Below are 16,286 nucleotides of genomic sequence, written 5' to 3'. Positions count from 1 at the left end.
CTTCCTATTTTTCCACTTTTTCTGCAGACTCTGTAATCACCTTAACTGCTTTTTGAACTTTAATATCTGCTGTTAAAGCATCTTGCTCATAGTTAGCAAAAGATTTCTTAAGTTCTTCATATGGCATTTGGTACATAGCTGCAATTGTTTTTAATTCTTCATCGATGTCTTCTTCAGAAACAGTAACACCTTCTACTTCAGCAACTTTTTCAAGAACTAAACGAGTTTTAATTTGGTGCTCCGCATCTTTAGCAAAGTTTTCTCTGAATGCATCCATACTTTGACCTGTGAATTGTAAATATTGTTCTAATTGTAAACCTTGAGAAGCCATACGGTTTGAGAAGTTTTTAACGTTTCTGTCTACTTGCTCTTCAACCATAGCTGCTGGTACTTCTAATGTAGCATTTGCTACTGCATTTTCTACAGCTTGTTGTTCAAAAATGTTTTTATTATTTGTCTCTTTGTCTTTAAGAAGTTTTGCCTTAAGATCTTCTTTGTATTCAGCTAATGTTTCAAATTCTGAAATATCAGCTGCAAAATCATCATTAATTTCTGGTAATTCATTTACTTTAATACCTTTAATAGCTACTTTAAATAATGCTGGTTTGCTAGCAAGTTCTGCTACATGGTATTCAGCTGGGAATGTTACATTAACTTCTACTTCTTCACCAATGTTTTTACCAATTAATTGATCTTCAAAATTATCGATGAATGATTTAGAACCAATTACTAAATCATAATCTGTTCCTTTTCCACCTTCAAATGCAGCACCATCTACAAAACCTTCAAAGTCGATTGTTACTTTATCTTGAGGCATAACTGCTCTATCTTCAACTGTGATTTCACGAGCATTTTTTTGTGCTTCTTTATTAACTGCTTCGTTTACTTCTTCATCTGTTACTTCTGTTTTTTCTACTTCAACTTTTAAGTTTTTGTATTCACCAAGTGTTACTTCTGGTTTTACAGTAATAATTGCTGTATACTTCATACCATCTTTTGACATTTCAGTTACTTCTAATCCATTTGGACTAATACGTGCTGCAATATCAATTTTGTTTTCTTCGATTGCTGCAAATAATGTTTCATCAATTAAGATGTCTGCTGCTTTATTGAAGAATACTTCAACACCATACATTTTTTCAATCATCGCACGAGGCACTTTCCCTTTACGGAAGCCTTGAATATTGAAGTCTTTTTTCATTGCTTCATAAGCCTTATCAATTGCCGCTGTAACCTTAGCACCTTCTACTTCTACTGTAAGTTTAACCTCACTTTTTTCCATTGTTTCTACTTGTGTGTTCATTAAAATTTATCCTCCTTAAGGTTTCCCTGCTTTGTAGTGTCATTGCATAAATATAGCATTTTAAACTAACATTTCGTTATTATATCATATCCTTGGTAAAAAATCCATATCGCATTTTCGAATATTTTCTTGATAGTCAACTATATTTTGCATATTTTTCCATGCTTTCATACATGCTTTTCTACTTTTATTCCAAGTATTACAACTAGCCTTATATAGGCCTCTTACCTTATAATTGGGTTATGTAATAACTTTGTAATATAGATTTCACATTAGGAAGGATTTTAAACGATGGATCATTATACAAGTAGCTGCGTCACACTTCAAAGCTTTGACCAGACCTATACAAATTCCATACGTCCTAAACTTGAAGCTATTGATCTTTTTTTAAAATCAAGTGAAGCACCTTATGCCAGCACGGAAGTAGCTTCTGTTCTTGGTGTAGAACATGCTGAATTATTAAACACTATGAATGAAAATAACATTGTAGAACTAAATCGCCTTACCTTTTTTCATGTGATTTTCTATTTATCAAGTGATATTTGTAAATTAATCACTAAGCAGTGGAAATATCATAATTGTAAAGCCTATAGTGCTCAAATGATTTCAGATATTTATAAGTTAAATATACATAAAGTAACCAGTGCTTTTGAAGAAATAGGTACTGAACTCATTACTGATGTAGAACTTATGGAAGTGTTTAAGCGTATTCACACCACTGTTTTTTAGTAGTATAAGCATTTTTAATACTTTTAAAGAAATATTTAGTTTTTCTTAACAACATTTAAAAGGTATATCACTTAGTAGCGATATACCTTTTTATTTTACCCTTATTTATCTGCAATCAACATACCTTTTTTTACTTCTCCTGCTACTATTTCACCCTTTATTATTTCTAATAACTTAAATGCGAATGAAATAGAATAGCCAGCTCCTTTTCCTGTTACCACATGGTTACTTAAGACTACTCCCTCTTCCGAATACTGGCAGCCTATAAGCTCATTCTCATATCCTGGATAGCATGTTGCCGTTTCTCCTTTTAGTAATCCATGCTTTCCTAAAATACTAGGCGCTGCACAAATTGCTGCTATCCATTTATGCTGTTCTTTAAAACATCTGAGTTGTTCTATAAGCATGCTATTTTCTTCTAGATGATTAATACCTGGTACACCACCCGGTAATACAATCATATCAACTTTTGTATGATCTACTTCATCGATAGTTTTATCCATATTAACGCTAATACCACGTGAACTTACCACAGTCTTTCCACTAACACCCACCATAGTAACTTCTACTTTTCCTCTTCTTAATATATCTACTACTGATAATGCTTCTATCTCTTCATAGCCTGTACCAAAATAAACTGCTACTCTCATATTTTCCTCCTTTAATATCAATTTTTTAATTACGAACAGTCTAGCTTACTTAAAAAGATTATTTTTATCTTATAAGTTCATATCACATTCGTACTTTCGTTATTATAACTTAAGTATAAGGGGTAAAAAATAAACTTGCCAGTTATTATCTAATTTTTTTACTTATCTCATCAGAAATAATGTTATTATCTGATTTTCTACCACTATCCTATTGGTAAAATCATTTGAAATAGTTTATTAAGCTATTTTGAAATAATCACCTAATTTGCCTTATACACATAGTATATGCTTGTAATACCCTTATTTTCTATATGTAAATTTGATTTTAGAATAGGGGAAGTTGTATGTCCAATAGCTACGGAAGAAAATATACACCCGAAAAACATTCTATGAATCACTGTAGTTCGGCGCTTCTGAATCAGGTATTGATGTCGGTGATGGTATTAATGATACTATCACTATGGACTCTAGTAATTTGAATGGTATGAACACAGCCTTTAGTATGCCAAGTGCTGGTACTATTAAGGCTCTATCAACATACTTTTCTGTTACAGGTAATTTACCAGTGCAACCATTATAGCTCAAATCTATATATCTACAACACCAAATAAAGTATTTTCACCTGTTGCAAATGGCTTTATTGAGCTAGCACCAGACATCGCTTCAAATAATCTTATAGCTCATAAGATTAACTCTACCTTTAATATAAGTGTAACAGCTAAAACACGTATAATGGTTATTTTCTTCACTATAGTACCATCAGGTCAAAAGGGTGGAAATAACATCATTGGTTATGCAAGTGCTGGTCTTTTACTAGAATAGAAACCTAAGTCTTTCAGCTAAACTATTTTAGTATGAGGTACCTTTCATAGAGGTACCTCTTATCCATTTATTACTGATTCAAAAATTGCTCTTGAAAAAAATCAACTTGCCAGCTACTTTTATGGAGTTCACTTAAATACTTTAACCCCATAGCTCCATACTGTTTCACTAACCCATTAAAATTTACAGTAATATCATCCGCCACCTCTAGGCGTTGCATGGCTATAGCATGATAAACAACTGATTGATAATTTACTTTTGGATACCACTTTGCCTTTGTTCCATAATAATAGTAATAACCTAATAACAGACTATCATCCTCAAAGCAATGCTTACCTTCTAGAAATCTTAAATCATATCCTCCTACTTCCTCAAGAATATGACTCACGTGAATACAGGGATGCGTAAATCCATGAACAATCTTATTACTTGTTAAATTTCTTAAAAACTTCTGCATTTCCGTACCATCTCTAGGTATCTCCCTTATGGTATTGCCACTGAACTTCATATCTCCACTTTTATCAATAATACCACAGCTAATCATGGGTTCCTCATGAGTTCTTAAGTATCCTACTAAAGCTTCTTCCCATAAAGGTGAAAAAATCATATCTAAATGCAATTCACTTATATATTTTGTTTCTCTCCTATGCGTCCATATGTATTCAAAACAGCGCTGACGCCCTACTGGAATGCCTACATTCTTTCCTTCTCCAATGATAATAAAATTGAGCTTAAATTTCTCTAGAAACTTCTCTAGCTCCTGGTTAGATAAGCACCCTTGATTATAAATAATAACTGTTTTATACTTTGCTTCTTCTAATGAAAAAAGACAAGTCATGGCTAACTCTTGATCTTCTGATAAATGCTCGTTTCTAAATAAAAGTAGTAAAGTATGCACCAATTCCTCTTTTGCTTGAATCTTAGTTACCTTTTTCTGTGCCAATTCTAAGCATTTATCTTGTATTAGCTTCAAATTGTTCTTTATACGCTGATTATTAGGATTAATTATATTGGCTTCTTTTGCATATACTAACGCTTTATCATACATACCTAAGTAATATGCTCCCAAGGCTGCTAAATCATAGGGAGTCTCATTCCATGCATAGCCCATGTTAATATAACATTTTGACTTCTCTTTGATTTTTAATGCTTCATTGGCCATCATAAAAACTGTTATCCATTCTTCTTTTAAATAAGCATATTGAGCCATTTCTACGTAAGCCTCTCTCATATAAGGTACCTCTGCAATAGCTCGGTAATACCAAGCCTCTGCTTCTTTACCCTCACCTAAGTTTCCATAGCTAGTTGCTATCCATCTCATTGCCGCACATCTTTCTTCTTTCCAAACTGCTGACTTTAATTGTAAATATCTTATTAGTGTATCTATACACTGCTGCGATTTTTCTTTGTACATATATTCCCTACCTAAATAGTAGGTCATCCTATCATCTTCCGGACTTTCTTCTATTGCCATCTCCAAAAGTTCTAGATAAGAGTCTCTAGATTTAGTTGAATCAGGATAATGGTTAAGAACCATCCCTTCTATAAAAACTTCCCTATATGGTTCTTTACCTACATATTCTAAAACTTCATGCACAGGATATACCCATCTAAAATGCTGCCTATCATGTACTTTAAAATAGGTAAATTGGCTATTTGGTGTACCATCTGGATTTAAATTCCAATTATACAGGTATTTACCTTGATGAATGCCTTTTTGCCACGTACTTTCTAATGTTTCTCTCCATCCTGGTACTAGCATTTCATCCAAATCCGTACAGACACAAATATCTACATTCTCCGGAAGATGTTCTAAAGAAATATTTCTAGCCACATCAAAACGCCAAGGGATAATCTCTTCTTTATAAACTACAGCTCCCTTAGTTTCTAATATTTCTACTGTTTTATCCGTTGACCCTGTATCTGTAACAACAATAATATCAGCCTCACTCATAGAGTTCATCCATGCTTCAGCAAATTTTTCTTCATTTTTACATATTGCATAAACTCCCACTTTAAAATGTCTCATTCTACTCCTCCTTCCTTATAATTTGGCTTTAATAAGTTTTTTATTATTTTCTAATCTTGAGTCGTTAGGTAATAACTCACACGCTTTTATAGCATGTTCATAAGATTTTTCATAAAGACCTAAGTAATAACAAGAAATAGCTGCGTAATCTTCTAATATATATCCCCAGCTCTCAGGTTCAACTAAATAACTTCCAGACCTTTCTTTTATTTCTAATCCTTTTTCTGTTACAAAAAATAATAATTCCCAATTTTCTTCACTGTACGCCAACTTTGCCATATATACATAAGGTTCTCTTACATATGGGCACTCCGCTATAGCCCGATAAAGCCATACTTTTGCTTCTGACATATTCTCCATTGCTTTATAACTATTAGAAATAAAACGCATAGAAGCTGACCTTTCCTCATCCCAAGTAGCTGTTGGTAACGACAGATGCCTCTTTAAAATCTCTATACAAGCATCATATTGGCTATAATACATATACTCTCGCCCTAGCCAAAAAATTGTACGATCATCCATAGGGTTTTCTTCTGCTGATAATTCCAATAAAGCTAAGTATTGACTCCTAGGTTTAGTTAAGTCTGGATAATGATTTAACACAATATCATAAATAGCTACTGACTGATCTGGTTCTTCTCCAATATACTCAAGTACCTCATGTACAGGATGAATCCACCTAAAATTATTCCTAGCATGTATTTTTTCCATTACAAATTGTTTATCAGGACTACTATCCGCTTTATATGACCATGTAAATCTATATTTTGCTCTTGTATAAAAAGGTCGCCAGACTTCTTCTAGTTTTTTTCTCCATCCTTTTTCAAATACTTCATCTAAGTCGTTGGATACACAAATATCTACATCTATAGGCACATAGTCTAAGGCCTTATTTCGAGCCACATCAAATCTCCATGGCTCTATCTTATCTTCATAAACAATCGCCCCTCTTTTACGCAATTTACCAACCGTCTCATCCGTAGAACCAGTGTCCAAAACAACTACTAAATCTGCTTCACTTACAGCATCCATCCACCGCTCAACAAACTGCTCTTCATCTTTACTAATCGCATAAACACATACCTTATATTTTCCCATTATTCACCTCTTTACTAAATATAGCCATATAATTCTTTCATCCTGTTTTATCTTATTCTCTTATATATATATGACATAGCTTTAATCTAAAACGTATTAATAAGAAATCTTTACTTATTTGCTTTAATATGCCTTCTTATAACAACCTCTCAATTAATTCATACGCTCTATTTTTCTAAATAACATGCTTTTATATTTCTAATATGGTAATATAATATATAGTAAGGTTTAATTAAGGGGGTAATTAATTTTGGAAATTGAACGTAAATTTTTAGTGCAAGACTATCCTTCACTTGAAGCATACTCAAGCGAAAAAATAACACAGGCATACATTTCAACCGATCCTGTTATAAGGCTTCGTGAGATGGGAAACCAATATTTTCTTACAGTTAAATCCCAAGGGCATATGATACGAGAAGAATTTGAAATGCCCATCACCAAAGAGCAGTATGATTCTCTTTATAAAAAAGTAGATAGCTCGCCTATTAAAAAAACAAGGTATTTTATTCCTTTAGAAAATCAATTAACAGCTGAGTTAGATATCTATCAAGGTCACTTAGATGGCTTATGCACCGTAGAAGTTGAATTTACTTCCGTAGCCGCTGCTGATTCTTTCAAAGCTCCTCAGTGGTTTGGAAAAGACATCACATTAGATAATCGCTATAAAAACAATAATTTAGCTACCTATGGAGTTCCTACAGAAAAATAGGAATTTGTTTTATTATTTATTAGGGATTGTCTTTCCTAGCTACATATATCTTTATATAAAAATAAAGTTTTTAAACTAGAGTCTTAGAGGTTTGATTCCTCAAAAAGGTTCATCCATCAAATCCTTAAGGCCCCTCCTCTTGGTTAAGCTTTAATAATTGCCATTTAGTAGTATCATGAAGCGCCGACAATGCTGAGGAGCCTTGCTATATCTTTCATAAGGTTCCTTGTAGCAATTATTAATTAAGTTTCTTCAAAGAGCTAGATAAACAAAAGAAGCCGAACTAAGTATATTTTATTTCCTTAGTTCGGCTTCTTTTATAATGTATTTCTACCTTCTTTTTATTTCTCTCACAAACATAAAAAAGCCAGTATAGATGCTATCATCTACACTGGGTTTTTTATACAGGGCTAGGAGGATTCGAACCTCCGTCTGCAGGAATCAAAATCCTGTGCCTTACCGCTTGGCGATAACCCTATATACCGTATCCACAGGGATTCGAACCCCGGACCCACGCCTTAGAAGGGCGTTGCTCTATCCAGCTGAGCTATGGATACATAAGAGCGGGTGATGGGAATCGAACCCACGTAGTCAGCTTGGAAGGCTGAAGTTCTACCATTGAACTACACCCGCATATACTATGCATATTTATTTAATGATGCGGGCGAAGGGAGTCGAACCCTTACACCTCGCGGCGCTAGATCCTAAGTCTAGTGCGTCTGCCAATTCCGCCACGCCCGCATATTAAAACCTTAACTATTGAGTTAAGAATGAGCCACCCGGGAATCGAACCCGGGACAACTTGATTAAAAGTCAAGTGCTCTACCGACTGAGCTAGTGACCCAAACCATAGGACAAATGTCCTAACAGGGCTAGGAGGATTTGAACCTCCGAATGCAGGAATCAAAATCCTGTGCCTTACCGCTTGGCGATAACCCTACATTATTATGTACGTTTGTCCATAATAAAAGGTGGGTAATGGGGCTCGAACCCACGACACCTGGAACCACAATCCAGTGCTACTACCAACTGAGCTATACCCACCATACCGTATCCACAGGGATTCGAACCCCGGACCCACGCCTTAGAAGGGCGTTGCTCTATCCAGCTGAGCTATGGATACACAAGAGCGGGTGATGGGAATCGAACCCACGTAGTCAGCTTGGAAGGCTGAAGTTCTACCATTGAACTACACCCGCATATCATATGCTTCATTTTGTCAGTTCTTAGAGTTCCCTCCTCGACTGACAAAATGTATTATACCTAACTTCTTTGCATACGTCAACACCTTTTATGTTTTTTTTATTTTTTTTACCTTGCCCTATATCTATTACTTATAGGATGTATAATGACATTCTCATTCTCAATTATTTGCATGATATTTGCTTCTTTGATTTGCCCACCCTTAACTTCTACAATAGCATAAGAAGGGTATTTTCCATCTCTAGGCTGCGTCATACTTCCCGGGTTTAATAGAAGTACATCTTCTTTTCTCTCTATATGAGCACAATGAGAATGACCACATACTGCTACCTGTGCTTCATGAGCTATGGCATCAATAATAAGATCATCATATTCTCCCCATTTTACACCATACCTGTGCCCATGAGTCATATAAAAGGATACACCTTCTATAGTTACCACTTCACTGTATGCACCTCCAAAGCCAACATCACAATTACCATACACATAATATATCTCTACACCAGGATAGTATTTTTGTAATAGCCTTGCATCACTAACATAATCTCCACAATGCAATACAGTACCCACACCTAGAGGAATTGTGCGTTCTAATATCATTTTTACATTTTCAATCTTTCCATGAGTATCACTTATTATTAGTACTTTCATTTACTCACCTACAGTACTTTTAATAATTCTTTTTTCATAGCTTTAAGTGCTTTGGCACGATGACTAATTTGATTCTTCTCCTCCATAGAGAGCATAGCTGTAGAAGTCCCTAATTCTTCTACGTAAAAAATAGGGTCATATCCGAATCCATTAGTGCCCTTCGCTTCATAACCAATATAGCCTTCTAATACACCTGTTGTCGTTATTGTAGCTTCATTCTTACGACTCATAGCAATACTACAAACGAATCTTGCTGTTCGTTCTTCTTTAGCTACATCTTGTAATTTTTCTAATATCATTTGATTTTTTATTTCATATGATGTATCTTTCCCTAAATACCTAGCAGAATATACACCCGGTTCCTTATTTAAATAATCAATTTCTAGCCCTGAATCATCTGCAATTACAATAGCATTTGGTTCAAGCGCTGCTATTGCTTCTGACTTAATGATGGCATTCGCTTCAAAGGTCGTACCATTTTCTTCGATATCTATATCTATCCCTGCTTCTCCCATAGTTTTTACTTCAACTTGTAGATCAGCTAACATCTCTTTTATTTCTTTTACTTTTCCTTTATTTTGAGTTGCTACTATAATTGTTTTCATCATTTACTCCTAACGGCATCATTTCTTGTGTCTCTGAAATAAGTATATCTACATCCAATAAAAGAATCATTTGATCTGCTTTTTTGATAATTCCTTGTATACAGCTTACTTCTTTTTTTCCTAATATAGTTGATGATTCTTCTATATGCATGGTTTCTACTGTTAATATCTCTGATACACTATCCACAATAAACCCAACCCTATTATCCTTTAGATTCATTAAAATCAGTTTTGAATGACTTAAGTTTTCCTGTAATGGCAGGTTTAGTCTTTTTCGTAAATTGAATATGGTAAATACAACACCTCTCACATTGATAATCCCCTCTATATAATCGGGCACCTCTGGTACAGGCCTTATTGATTCATAATTTTGTATTTCTAACACCTTTATTATATCCATACCAAACTCATGTTCTAATAATTTGAAAACGACAATCTGCTTACTCTCCATAAGACATTCCCCCTGAATATCAATCTTTTTGATGAATCCATCCTAAATAAGCATTCATAAAGCGGTCTATATCTCCATCCATAACGGCTGAAGTATTACCTGTTTCCTCACTCGTTCTATGGTCCTTTACCATATTATAGGGATGAAAAACATAGGATCTAATTTGACTTCCCCATGCAATATCTTTTTTTTCTCCTCGTATACCATCTATTCTATCCATACGTTCCTCTTGTTCTTTTTCATAGAGTTTTGCTTTTAGCATTTGCATAGCTCTTTCTCTATTTTGAATCTGTGAACGTTCATTTTGGCATTGTACCACGATATTAGTTGGTAAATGAGTAATACGCACAGCTGAATCTGTTGTATTGACATGTTGTCCACCTGCACCTGTCGAACGATACGTATCTATACGTAAGTCTTCTGGCCTAATATCAATTTCTATTTCATCTGTAATCTCAGGTATAACATCACACGAAGCAAAAGAAGTATGTCTTCTTCCAGAAGAATCAAAAGGTGATATACGTACTAAACGGTGAATTCCCTTTTCAGATTTTAAATAACCATAGGCATTCTCACCACTTATTTGAATAGTTACTGACTTAATACCTGCTTCATCTCCATCGAGATAATCAAGGACTTCCACCTTAAAACCTTTTCTGTCAGCCCATCTTGTATACATTCTAAAAAGCATAGCTACCCAGTCACACGCCTCAGTTCCACCTGCTCCTGGATGGAGTTCTAATATGGCATTATTACGGTCATACTCCTGATCTAATAACGTGGCAGTAAGCATTTCACTGTAATCTTCTTCAAAAGTTTTGGCACATGCTTTTGCTTCCTCTGCTAGCCCAATATCCTCATCCTCATTAGCCATTTCTATCAGCACTAAAATATCTTCAAAACTACCACATAATTTATCGTATTTTTCTATACGGTCTTTATAATTTTTAAGTTGTTGTAGTACACTTTGGGCCCTTTCTATATCATTCCAAAAAGCATTGTCCATAGACATTTCTTCTAGTTCACTAGCTTTAACTTTGCATCCTTCGATGTCAAAGACGGTTCCCCATTTCAACTAATTTCGCTTTATACGGTTGCAAACTTGTCTGCAATTGCTCCATTTCTAACATCTTATCACTCCTTTTGTATTTATCATAGCTTGTTTATGTCTATTTGTTCAACTATTTTTCATTCATAAAAGCTAATTTCATAAAAAGAAACAGCTTAAATAGGTTTAAGCTGTTTCTTTTGGTAATAGCGGGAACAGGACTTGAACCTGTGACCTTCGGGTTATGAGCCCGACGAGCTGCCAACTGCTCCATCCCGCGTTATTCTTCTAATAACAAAGCAACACTATATGCTCTGTTAATTTAAGTATAATCCATGTATCATTTTTGTCAAGGCTATTTCTTTTCTCGAAAGACAATTGTATCCTCTTCTACCATACCCAGTTGATCTGTTGCTACCTTTTCAATATACTCTTTAGAGTTAATATCTGTCACTTCTTTTTGTAGTGCCTCTAGCTTATCTTGTTGAACAGCTACTTTTTCTCTTGTTACTTCTAACTCTTTATCAACTTTTTGGTTCAATACCCTAAGATTTTGTCCACTTACAAACAAGCCCAATACTCCCAGGGTAGTGACGATAAATGTAATTCTTAAAATGATTACTTTTTGTTTTCTCATTTGTATCCCTGCTTTTATATAAAATTAAAATTTATTTTGTATCCTTCTTACTTATTATAATATAAAAGCTATCAGCCTTTGTAAATCATATTTTTTGATTTTTTAAAAAACGTTCTGTTTTTTTATCTGCCTCTTGTTGATATTTCTTCCTGGCAACCGCCCGTCTTTTAAGTTTTTGATAGTATTTCATCTGATTGTGTTTATTTTGTATGTAATTTAAAGGAACCTTAATTAGCCTTATAGTTCCTCTAACAGGGATAAGGATTAGATGATAAAGCTTTCTAAGTACTGCTTTTACATAATTAATAATCCTAGTCATAATTCCCATAAAAACAATGCTAAAGGTTAGGAAATACAGAGTTGCTCCTAAAATAATACCAATAAAGATATAAGGTCTTATATCTGCATAATTACATATATAAAGCATATAGAACCCAGTAAAACCACAAAAAATCCAGTATAGCATATCTTCTAGCTGTACAAAGAAATTAGGGTGCTTTATAATTTTTCTCACAATTCTTACTAGGTCAAATATAATCCCCATCATAATCCCTATTTCGATAGAAGTGATAAAGAGCCTGGTTTGACTGCTTACAATTTGATTCATAACATCACCGACTTATTTAAATAATTTCGACATAATCGCGCCCTTTTTCTTACCTTGGCTTTGATTATCATGATAAATAAGTTCATCAACTGTTCCTTCTACAATCACCTCTCCATCATCAATATTCATCTTAATGATATGGAGCCCGTCTCCTTTAATCTCCAGATACCCTTTACCCGTTTCTAATTCTATAACTTCTTCATCAAAAGAAAAAACTTCTGTTACGCCTGTAATAGATAGCTTTTCTCTATCTGATAAAGTAAGCATGTGCTTTCGTCCCATTTTTTCTTCCATTTTTATCATCCTTTCATCTTATAGCCTTCTATAACTATTTATATGAAAGGAAATGATATTTATTACAAAATACGGTACAAGTTATCTGTTTCTTCTTTTTTTACATGTTCCTTAATTTCTAACACTTCATACTTAGCGGTCTGCGTCCCAAAACGAATCTCTATAACATCACCTATCTTTACATCAGTTCCTGGTTTTGCAAGCTTATCATTAACCATCACTCTTCCACTATCACATGCTTCTTGAGCAATAGTTCTTCTTTTAATGATACGACTAATCTTTAAGTATTTATCTATACGCATCTTATCCTCCATTTGACAAAAAAAAATCTACACTAACAGTGTAGATTTTTATATATTAGTTACCTTTAACAACATCTTTTAAAGCTTTACCAGGTTTGAATTTAGGTGCTTTTCCACCTGGGATTGGCATTTCTTCATTTGTTTTTGGATTTCTACCTACACGTGGTTTACGCTCTGTAACTTCAAATGTTCCAAAACCAACTAATTGAATTTTTCCCCCAGCTTGAAGTTCTTCCATTACAACATCTTCAAAAGCCTTAAGTGCTTTTTCAGCATCTTTTTTGCTAATTTCTGCTTTTGCAGACATAGCAGCTACTAATTCAGATTTGTTCATTATTTGTTCCTCCTCTATTCATGTTTCTAACATGGATATATGTATTGAAAATTTTAGGTTCAATCTTTTGGAACCCTTGAATTTTCAATATATCTAAATCTATTTATAAACTTTTCCATTGATTTTGTCAAGGCAAATTCCGCATTTATCTCAAAAAAAGTGGATAATTTTACTACAGCAAACAGGATTTCGCCTATTTTTTCTTCATTTTGTACAATATCACCTTGTTTTACAGTATCTTTTATGCAATTCAACCTATCAATTAATCCTTCTAATTCCTGTAAAATATCCCTATTTATAGCTCCATTATTTATTGCTTTATTTTGTACTTTTTGAGTTTTAACTAAAGCGGGAAGCGTCTTAGCTACTCGGTCCATAGATTCCACTAAGCTTGTCTCATTTTTTTCTTTTTGCTTAAGTTCTTCCCAATTAGTCAATACCTCCTGGGAATTTTCTACCTTCGTATCCTTAAAAACATGAGGATGTCTATAAATTAATTTATGCGCTAAGTCATGGATTACCTCTTCTAAAGTAAATTCACCATCTTCTTTTGCAATTTGTGTATGCATCAGCACTTGCAATAGTACATCTCCCAATTCTTCTCTCATTAAAGGTATATCATTATTTTGTAAAGCTTCCATAAGCTCATAGCTTTCTTCTAATAAACAGGGAGTAAGAGATTCATGCGTTTGTTCTCTATCCCAAGGACATCCACCCTCACCTCTTAGTTTTTCAATAATTGCTACCAAATCCTCATAGCTATATAATGATTCCATTACTCTCCTCCTTGGCAGTTAAAATGCTTATTTCTTTATTTTATCACACCAATTCCCTCCGTACTATAAAGAAAACTTCTCATTTATCTCTTACATTAATCTCAAATATACTCTTTATACCTCTTAGTAACTATTCAGGATGACTCTTTCCTTACTTCTTAAAAATATCATTAACAGTTATTAAAAACAAAAGCCAGCAACTTAATCAATGATTATTAAGGTTGCTAGCTTTTATTTTATTGTTCCATCTGTTTACCTATAAAACCAGAAGCAGAATAAGCTAATTTTTCTTCTACTTCACCCATAGCATTATTTTTATTAGCTGAAAGAAAGATAACTGCTCCTATAGCATCACCTTCACAAATAATAGGTGAAATCACTTCTGAATAATAGCTTTCTGTAGTTCCTTCTAGAAGAATAGGTACAAATTTTGCATCATCTTTAGTTGCTTTGAAAATAGAGCGTCCTTGAATAATTTTTTCTAAATGACTACTAATACTTTTATCTAAAAATTCTTTTTTAGAACCACCGGCCACAGCAATAACTTGATCTTTATCAGCAATACAGGTGATATGTCCTGTTGCTTGTGCTAAGGCATCCGCATATTCTTTTACAAAAGAGCTCAGTTCACCAACCGGAGAATACTTTTTCAAAATAACTTGCCCTTCATTGTCTGTAAAGATTTCTAAAGGATCTCCTTCTCTAATACGTAATGTGCGTCTAATCTCTTTAGGGATAACGACACGACCTAAGTCATCTATTCGTCTAACGATGCCTGTTGCTTTCAAAAGAAACAACCTCCTTAACAATGTCAAATTGATGATATATAGCTTTAACTATAATTTACAATTATTATGCTACATATTTTGGGATTCTATGCATGATACTCCTTGCTTTCGCTTTATATAATAAATTATTACCAATATCATCAAAACTCATTCAAAAAAAGAATCAAATCATAAAAATGATTTGATTCTTTTAAGATTCTTCACCGAGATTCATAATATGAATATTTTCGTAAGACTCTGTCTTTTCTACTTTGTAAGTTGCACTAAGTTCTGACAACTCATGATTCACAAAATCCTGCTGAATTTTTCTAATAGCAGCTTCTTTCATTGTTACTTCATCCATATCATTAAGCTCTTCTACTTTTACAATTTCATACCCCATACTCGTTTCAATAAGCTTAGGATAAACTGCTCCTATTTTTGCTTCATTAAATACTACCTCTTCTAGACTTTCTTCCATTTCTCCTTTTTTGAAAGTATACTGTCCATCATTTGTACTTACAGCAGCATCTTCTGAATACTTTCTAGCAAGTATCGTTAAATCTTCACCATTTAATGCTTGATTTAAGACATCTTCTGCTCTTTTTTTTGCCTCCGCATCCTTATCAGAAGGTAATGTATTACCCTGTTCATCTTTATTCTTAATGAGCACATGAGTAATAGTCGCACTTGATGTAAATTCACCTTCTTCTTCAAGCACTTTCATAGCTTCTTTAAGTTCCTCTTCATTAGGAATATAGGTTCCACCTAATTGACTAACAACCTTTTCTTCTAACTTTCCATATTCTAAGAACTTCTCATAATCTTTTTGCTTAATGCCATAATTTGTTACAAATTCTTTATTTGTCTCTACATAATTTTTAGCAGATTCCTTAATGGCACTCTTTTCTTCCTTTGTAAGCTTATTAATACCTGCTTCTTCTGCTTTTTGTTTTACAGCTACGTAATAGGTTATGGATTTAAGAGCTCTTTCCTTTGCAAACTCCTCTGGTGTTTTTCCTTCTATAGGATCAACATCCCATATGTCAGGTAAAATACTCTCTAGACCGCGCTGTGTTGACCATAAGAAAATACGATATAAGGGCTCTGATACCTTTTCACTATTAACAGTGGCTACTATTGTTTCTTTGGCGCAACCAGTTAATCCAAAAGCTATAATACTTGCTAATACTAGCATAATTAAGGTTCTACTGATGCTCTTCACGCTACTCTCTCCTTATACAGTTCCTTTTTCTCTTTGTAAACTATTA

Annotated in this window: 18 protein-coding genes and 10 tRNA genes; 2 read left to right on the top strand and 26 right to left on the bottom strand. The window is 33.9% G+C overall.

Going from position 1 to position 16,286, the window contains the following annotated elements; all coding sequences use genetic code 11:
• Nucleotides 1-4: 4 nt before the first annotated feature.
• On the bottom strand, nucleotides 5-1,303 hold the full coding sequence (tig, locus tag CLOLE_RS05835; protein WP_013656151.1) for a trigger factor: 1,299 nt from the start codon (nucleotides 1,301-1,303) through the stop codon (nucleotides 5-7).
• A 291-nt stretch (nucleotides 1,304-1,594) separates the two neighbouring features.
• Between tig and CLOLE_RS05830 the strand changes: the two genes are divergently transcribed.
• The gene (locus tag CLOLE_RS05830) at nucleotides 1,595-2,032 is read left to right on the top strand and encodes a hypothetical protein (protein WP_013656150.1); all 438 of its coding nucleotides are present in this window, start codon (nucleotides 1,595-1,597) and stop codon (nucleotides 2,030-2,032) included.
• 101 nt (nucleotides 2,033-2,133) lie between these two features.
• On the opposite strand, the gene CLOLE_RS05825 is transcribed toward CLOLE_RS05830, so the two are convergent.
• From CLOLE_RS05825 to CLOLE_RS05815, 3 genes are all read right to left on the bottom strand, one after another.
• Nucleotides 2,134-2,682, bottom strand: coding sequence for a DJ-1 family glyoxalase III (locus CLOLE_RS05825; RefSeq protein WP_013656149.1), 549 nt, complete (start codon nucleotides 2,680-2,682; stop codon nucleotides 2,134-2,136).
• Nucleotides 2,683-3,574: 892 nt separating this feature from the next.
• Nucleotides 3,575-5,533, bottom strand: a complete 1,959-nt coding sequence (locus tag CLOLE_RS23575; protein ID WP_013656148.1) for a hypothetical protein — start codon at nucleotides 5,531-5,533, stop codon at nucleotides 3,575-3,577.
• A 15-nt stretch (nucleotides 5,534-5,548) separates the two neighbouring features.
• Complete coding sequence (locus CLOLE_RS05815; RefSeq protein WP_013656147.1) at nucleotides 5,549-6,631, bottom strand: glycosyltransferase family protein; 1,083 nt, start codon at nucleotides 6,629-6,631, stop codon at nucleotides 5,549-5,551.
• A 250-nt stretch (nucleotides 6,632-6,881) separates the two neighbouring features.
• On the opposite strand from CLOLE_RS05815, the gene CLOLE_RS05810 reads away from it, so the two are divergent.
• On the top strand, nucleotides 6,882-7,340 hold the full coding sequence (locus CLOLE_RS05810) for a CYTH domain-containing protein (protein ID WP_013656146.1): 459 nt from the start codon (nucleotides 6,882-6,884) through the stop codon (nucleotides 7,338-7,340).
• A 405-nt stretch (nucleotides 7,341-7,745) separates the two neighbouring features.
• Here the strand turns inward: CLOLE_RS05810 and CLOLE_RS05805 are convergent.
• The 22 genes from CLOLE_RS05805 to CLOLE_RS05700 all read right to left on the bottom strand — a co-directional run bounded on the left by CLOLE_RS05805 (nucleotide 7,746) and on the right by CLOLE_RS05700 (nucleotide 16,240).
• A tRNA-Gln gene (locus CLOLE_RS05805) sits at nucleotides 7,746-7,817 on the bottom strand.
• Between the two features lie 6 nt (nucleotides 7,818-7,823).
• Nucleotides 7,824-7,897: transfer RNA gene (locus CLOLE_RS05800), tRNA-Arg, on the bottom strand.
• A gap of 5 nt (nucleotides 7,898-7,902) precedes the next feature.
• A tRNA-Gly gene (locus CLOLE_RS05795) sits at nucleotides 7,903-7,973 on the bottom strand.
• A gap of 26 nt (nucleotides 7,974-7,999) precedes the next feature.
• Nucleotides 8,000-8,081, bottom strand: a tRNA-Leu gene (locus tag CLOLE_RS05790).
• Nucleotides 8,082-8,111: 30 nt separating this feature from the next.
• Nucleotides 8,112-8,184, bottom strand: a tRNA-Lys gene (locus CLOLE_RS05785).
• A 23-nt stretch (nucleotides 8,185-8,207) separates the two neighbouring features.
• A tRNA-Gln gene (locus tag CLOLE_RS05780) sits at nucleotides 8,208-8,279 on the bottom strand.
• A gap of 31 nt (nucleotides 8,280-8,310) precedes the next feature.
• Nucleotides 8,311-8,384, bottom strand: a tRNA-His gene (locus CLOLE_RS05775).
• Between the two features lie 5 nt (nucleotides 8,385-8,389).
• Nucleotides 8,390-8,463 (bottom strand) — tRNA-Arg (locus tag CLOLE_RS05770).
• Between the two features lie 5 nt (nucleotides 8,464-8,468).
• Nucleotides 8,469-8,539 (bottom strand) — tRNA-Gly (locus tag CLOLE_RS05765).
• A gap of 112 nt (nucleotides 8,540-8,651) precedes the next feature.
• Complete coding sequence (locus CLOLE_RS05760; RefSeq protein WP_013656145.1) at nucleotides 8,652-9,194, bottom strand: metallophosphoesterase family protein; 543 nt, start codon at nucleotides 9,192-9,194, stop codon at nucleotides 8,652-8,654.
• A gap of 8 nt (nucleotides 9,195-9,202) precedes the next feature.
• Nucleotides 9,203-9,799, bottom strand: a complete 597-nt coding sequence (locus CLOLE_RS05755) for an XTP/dITP diphosphatase (RefSeq protein ID WP_013656144.1) — start codon at nucleotides 9,797-9,799, stop codon at nucleotides 9,203-9,205.
• Nucleotides 9,768-10,250, bottom strand: coding sequence for a chemotaxis protein CheW (locus tag CLOLE_RS05750; RefSeq protein ID WP_013656143.1), 483 nt, complete (start codon nucleotides 10,248-10,250; stop codon nucleotides 9,768-9,770). Before CLOLE_RS05750 ends, CLOLE_RS05755 begins: the two co-directional genes overlap by 32 nt.
• Nucleotides 10,251-10,269: 19 nt before the next feature.
• Nucleotides 10,270-11,380, bottom strand: a protein-coding gene (gene prfB, locus CLOLE_RS05745) for a peptide chain release factor 2 (RefSeq protein ID WP_013656142.1) whose coding sequence is annotated in 2 segments (ribosomal slippage) — nucleotides 10,270-11,304 and nucleotides 11,306-11,380 — 1,110 coding nt in all. Because the reading frame shifts where the segments join, the coding sequence is not laid out codon by codon here.
• A 125-nt stretch (nucleotides 11,381-11,505) separates the two neighbouring features.
• Nucleotides 11,506-11,578, bottom strand: a tRNA-Met gene (locus tag CLOLE_RS05740).
• Nucleotides 11,579-11,653: 75 nt separating this feature from the next.
• Nucleotides 11,654-11,935 carry an FtsB family cell division protein gene (locus CLOLE_RS05735; RefSeq protein ID WP_013656141.1) on the bottom strand — a complete coding sequence of 94 codons (282 nt, stop codon included), beginning with the start codon at nucleotides 11,933-11,935 and terminating at the stop codon, nucleotides 11,654-11,656.
• Between the two features lie 85 nt (nucleotides 11,936-12,020).
• Entirely contained in the window at nucleotides 12,021-12,542 is a 522-nt protein-coding gene (gene yabQ / locus CLOLE_RS05730; protein ID WP_013656140.1) for a spore cortex biosynthesis protein YabQ, read from the bottom strand.
• Between the two features lie 12 nt (nucleotides 12,543-12,554).
• Nucleotides 12,555-12,836 carry a sporulation protein YabP gene (gene yabP, locus CLOLE_RS05725; RefSeq protein WP_013656139.1) on the bottom strand — a complete coding sequence of 94 codons (282 nt, stop codon included), beginning with the start codon at nucleotides 12,834-12,836 and terminating at the stop codon, nucleotides 12,555-12,557.
• Between the two features lie 62 nt (nucleotides 12,837-12,898).
• On the bottom strand, nucleotides 12,899-13,138 hold the full coding sequence (locus CLOLE_RS05720) for an RNA-binding S4 domain-containing protein (protein ID WP_013656138.1): 240 nt from the start codon (nucleotides 13,136-13,138) through the stop codon (nucleotides 12,899-12,901).
• Nucleotides 13,139-13,193: 55 nt separating this feature from the next.
• The gene (locus CLOLE_RS05715; RefSeq protein WP_013656137.1) at nucleotides 13,194-13,472 is read right to left on the bottom strand and encodes an HU family DNA-binding protein; all 279 of its coding nucleotides are present in this window, start codon (nucleotides 13,470-13,472) and stop codon (nucleotides 13,194-13,196) included.
• A 59-nt stretch (nucleotides 13,473-13,531) separates the two neighbouring features.
• Nucleotides 13,532-14,248 carry a nucleoside triphosphate pyrophosphohydrolase gene (mazG, locus tag CLOLE_RS05710; protein WP_013656136.1) on the bottom strand — a complete coding sequence of 239 codons (717 nt, stop codon included), beginning with the start codon at nucleotides 14,246-14,248 and terminating at the stop codon, nucleotides 13,532-13,534.
• Between the two features lie 236 nt (nucleotides 14,249-14,484).
• A complete protein-coding gene (spoVT, locus tag CLOLE_RS05705; protein ID WP_013656135.1) occupies nucleotides 14,485-15,036 on the bottom strand; it encodes a stage V sporulation protein T in 552 nt (183 codons plus the stop codon).
• A 190-nt stretch (nucleotides 15,037-15,226) separates the two neighbouring features.
• A complete protein-coding gene (locus tag CLOLE_RS05700; RefSeq protein WP_013656134.1) occupies nucleotides 15,227-16,240 on the bottom strand; it encodes a peptidylprolyl isomerase in 1,014 nt (337 codons plus the stop codon).
• Nucleotides 16,241-16,286: the final 46 nt, after the last annotated feature.

The organism is Cellulosilyticum lentocellum DSM 5427 (assembly GCF_000178835.2).
Lineage (GTDB): Bacteria > Bacillota > Clostridia > Lachnospirales > Cellulosilyticaceae > Cellulosilyticum > Cellulosilyticum lentocellum.
This window is presented reverse-complemented; position numbering and strand designations above follow the sequence as displayed.

Coding starts and splice junctions, on each gene's coding strand:
- CLOLE_RS05815 (WP_013656147.1), bottom strand. CDS start 6,631: ATGGGAAAATATAAGGTATGTGTTTATGCGATTAGTAAAGATGAAGAG.
- CLOLE_RS05735 (WP_013656141.1), bottom strand. CDS start 11,935: ATGAGAAAACAAAAAGTAATCATTTTAAGAATTACATTTATCGTCACT.
- CLOLE_RS05825 (WP_013656149.1), bottom strand. CDS start 2,682: ATGAGAGTAGCAGTTTATTTTGGTACAGGCTATGAAGAGATAGAAGCA.
- CLOLE_RS23575 (WP_013656148.1), bottom strand. CDS start 5,533: ATGAGACATTTTAAAGTGGGAGTTTATGCAATATGTAAAAATGAAGAA.
- tig (WP_013656151.1), bottom strand. CDS start 1,303: ATGAACACACAAGTAGAAACAATGGAAAAAAGTGAGGTTAAACTTACA.
- CLOLE_RS05755 (WP_013656144.1), bottom strand. CDS start 9,799: ATGAAAACAATTATAGTAGCAACTCAAAATAAAGGAAAAGTAAAAGAA.
- yabQ (WP_013656140.1), bottom strand. CDS start 12,542: ATGAATCAAATTGTAAGCAGTCAAACCAGGCTCTTTATCACTTCTATC.
- yabP (WP_013656139.1), bottom strand. CDS start 12,836: ATGGAAGAAAAAATGGGACGAAAGCACATGCTTACTTTATCAGATAGA.
- CLOLE_RS05760 (WP_013656145.1), bottom strand. CDS start 9,194: ATGAAAGTACTAATAATAAGTGATACTCATGGAAAGATTGAAAATGTA.
- CLOLE_RS05750 (WP_013656143.1), bottom strand. CDS start 10,250: ATGGAGAGTAAGCAGATTGTCGTTTTCAAATTATTAGAACATGAGTTT.
- CLOLE_RS05830 (WP_013656150.1), top strand. CDS start 1,595: ATGGATCATTATACAAGTAGCTGCGTCACACTTCAAAGCTTTGACCAG.
- CLOLE_RS05715 (WP_013656137.1), bottom strand. CDS start 13,472: ATGAACAAATCTGAATTAGTAGCTGCTATGTCTGCAAAAGCAGAAATT.
- mazG (WP_013656136.1), bottom strand. CDS start 14,248: ATGGAATCATTATATAGCTATGAGGATTTGGTAGCAATTATTGAAAAA.
- CLOLE_RS05720 (WP_013656138.1), bottom strand. CDS start 13,138: ATGCGTATAGATAAATACTTAAAGATTAGTCGTATCATTAAAAGAAGA.